Below are 3391 nucleotides of genomic sequence, written 5' to 3'. Positions count from 1 at the left end.
CATTGGAGCAACGGATCATTCAGCATGGCAATCCCTTAGCCATTGCCTGAAATTCGTCCGCCGGGCGGGCAGTTCTCCTTCGCCAGCCAGCGGCAAGACCACTTTTGACTGCTGGTTAGCAATGGCGTCCTTCAAGTATCCCCATCGTTTTTCAAGGTGCTGGAGTTCTTCGGTAAAGGGCTGTACTTCGGACGGTATGGCATCCGGTTCAAACCCAACGGCCAGACCTAAAAAGTGCTGATAACCGGATACAAACAGTTCTAAATCCTTCTGTAGTTGCTGAATCTCCATGTCAAGCTGTTGTAATAGTGTCGAGCGGTTTGCTGACATGCTGACTGCCTTGCTTCGCCCAGGGCCAAGGCAATGGCTGATTAACCGGTCCGCATGAAAATAGTCCAGCAACCGGTTATTCTGACGATTCAACCAGCCAAAACCGTCGTCGACCCGGGTGAAGTCCGGTGGTTCTGCCAGACTGGTTATGGGTGAGCTGATGATATCCAGACCGGAAGCGGTGCTGTTGGCCTGCCAGTAGGCAGACCGGTCGCCAACCAGCAAATAGGCTCCGGGGCTGCCGACAAAACTGCCTGCCACCAGCGTTACCTGTTGTTCGCTGGCTTGGGTTAATGCATCACAATACTGAGTATCAGCCACCAGACAGGGTATACCCGCCTGACGCAGAGTGATGGCAACATGATCGTTGGTGCCGCCCAGTCTGAACACAAAGCCGCCCACCCGTTGTAAAATATCCGGTGCCAGCATCCAGTCACTGGCGTGTTCGGCAAACACAATGGCACCGGGTGGAATCTGTTCTGCGCTGACCGGTTCGCTGACCACCAGGACCACACCACTGCAGCAACCTTCACTGACCATGGTTCCTTCAGCCAGTGGCCGGGAGGGAGCGGGTGCAGAGAATTGCGTACTGCCCGGCAGCCGGGTCACCGGCCGACACTGGAACACGAAGAGTTCCCCCTGGCCATCCACGCCGAACTCAAAATCGACCGGGCAACAGAACATATCTTCCAGTTGTTCGGTATATTGCTGCAGTTTTTGCAATATCTTCTCAGTAAGCATGATGTCTTTGGCATCCGGGATTACCGTGGTCCTCCGTTCGATATAACCCGCTTCACCGGTCTCTTCACTGGTGATTTTTTCCAGAACAAACTGTGTGGTAACGTCTCCCACGGTAAATTGCCAATCCGGTTTGCTGTTGTCGCCATCACCGCGTCTGATCCTGTGGTGGAACCAGGTCCTGGCCTGTTGCATAAGACGCAGAAACAGTCCCTTGCCGCCCATAAGGACCCGGGTTTGCCTGTCAGTGGTGGGTGGCAAGACGGCAGGTGCAAGTCATGGTTGCCAGGCAAGCGGTTATCCGTATACGTAAGTTCAATATCACGAGCAGATAAAGGGAAGAGAGTTTTGTTTGAATTATCCTCCTTAAACCGCTTGCAAGGAGAAGCGTTATGATCGTCAGAAAAAACAGAACGGGCGAATGCGGATGCTGCATGAGATGTAGCAGATTTGGGCAATGCCCGATAACGTAATGCCCGATGAAGCAATGCCCGATATTGTTGGTTGAGTGCTAGCCATGACTGTGATTTCGATATTATTTGTCTGTATGACCAATGCTTTTGGAAAAAATTTCAACAAACCAGCACGAATTTAAACTGCGGGAACTTTTTTAATAAAAAAATGTCTGATTATGCACACCCGGTTAAAAACTAACCTTAGACATCACCCTGACCTTCTGATTACTCTATGGATTCATTAGCACCAGATTCATTCTCAACCCTATCGCTTAACAACCCTCAGAGTTGCCCGGTGCAATCTGGCAAAAATTCAAACACTGAAACTGCACACCGCCATTGCCCGGGTAACAAAGAGCAGATAAGGCAGGAATTGCTGGATGCTTTTAAGGCAGGCACGTTTGGTGCTCGACAGATCAGGATTTGTCAAGAGGAATCAGCTCATGCAAGATTCAAAAAGGAATCGACTTATCTTGATCATAACGATGAGTTACCAAAAGCGCCAAGACCCGTCATCCTGATTATGGAAGATGTACCCTCGGTATTAAGACAGAACCATGTCACCGTTGGCATTATAAAACCCGGTACGCTCGCTGCGTATAAGCAAAATGCCAAAACATCCATATTACAGAACGATGATTTTTTAAAGCCAGACGAACTGTCTATCAAATGCCTGCCTGACCACAGTTCACTGCGGGAGAAAATGAAGGAGAGAGCTACACGGCTCTGTACTGTTTATAAGCAATCTTCATCAGGTCAGCTGCGCAGGAACGGCACATTCAAACCGCCTGAATTTAAGGTAAAAGATTATAAAAATTTAACATGCCATCCAGAATGGCTAACCACCGGGTACATAAAATCACATATCAAGTGCTTTCTCACTGTAAAAGAGGACACTGGCAACAGCATTACCGAACATTTGCAGGATAAACACCAGTTAGAAGAGGTTTTTGGCATTGATTCGTTGCCCTGGATGGTTTTTACCCAGCAAAGTGGTTCTGCAGAGGTTTACTTTGAAGATGAACTCAGTGTTGGTCAGTTAGCGCTTAATGAAGCCAGGCTTGGTAATTTTGCGTTATCCCATAATATTTCTGAAGATGCCTTCAAGGGGGTATTGAATCTTCTGCCTATGCCGTTAAAAGCTGAAACCCTGAATCAACACCATCTGCCAATGCTGCAGCATCCATTTCAGGATTTAATAACGCTGGTGGAGAACCCGGACTTCAGTCGTCAACACCTAAGGGAATTAATTGGCCGGGTTTGGAATCTATTAAACCAGGATGTTCCTGTTCAAAGAAAGTTTTTTTACCATGGGGAATACCTGACAATACTTGATTTGTTGATCCAATCAGCAGAACGATTATGGCACAGCAAGGCTTATAGCCTGTCGGATGATTATGACAAACGCCAGGATGCGAGAGAGACAGCTTACGAGGAAGATAGAGTTTTCCAATTAGCCAGCGATCTGGTCAGACGTGGAGTGCTGTCTAATGGTTGGCAAACAGGCCTGAAAGTTTTAGGGGAACTTTTTTCTATAAGACTTTGCTGTCATTTTAAGGCATTGGGAATATCCTACAAGGGGGAACTATGGTCTACAATGCCTTTTCTGATTGATCACCGTTCTTTCAATCATCCGGTTGTTATGCTGCAGTTTCATCAACGTTGTCAGAGTTTCAATGCAGCACAACTGCGGGAAATATTTCTCTTCGTACTTCGACGACCTTTTGAGAGATACTGTTGCTATAAGTACTTTAAGGATTATTTATTAGCCCTTTTTTATTATGGTGTACCTGATGATCAAACACTTGGCACTGTGAGAAAAAAAATAGCAGACACCGCTGCCGAAGGCATTGAAAAATCCCTGGGAA

The 3391-nt window shown here is 47.4% G+C and carries 2 protein-coding genes; one reads left to right on the top strand and one right to left on the bottom strand.

Annotation, left to right across the window (positions count from 1 at the left end):
* Positions 1-15: 15 nt before the first annotated feature.
* Positions 16-1329 (bottom strand): PEP/pyruvate-binding domain-containing protein, encoded by a 1314-nt coding sequence (locus tag KDK14_RS06780; RefSeq protein ID WP_257264270.1) that lies wholly within the window; start codon positions 1327-1329, stop codon positions 16-18.
* A gap of 489 nt (positions 1330-1818) precedes the next feature.
* Between KDK14_RS06780 and KDK14_RS06775 the strand changes: the two genes are divergently transcribed.
* Positions 1819-3391, top strand: a 1573-nt coding sequence (locus tag KDK14_RS06775; RefSeq protein ID WP_257264269.1) for a hypothetical protein, incomplete at its 3' end; no start/stop codon positions are given.

Origin of the sequence: Endozoicomonas sp. ONNA2, assembly GCF_024606365.1 — a bacterium.
Classification (GTDB): domain Bacteria; phylum Pseudomonadota; class Gammaproteobacteria; order Pseudomonadales; family Endozoicomonadaceae; genus Endozoicomonas.
Note: the sequence above shows the minus strand (reverse complement) of the source record. Positions and strands in the feature narration are given on the sequence as shown.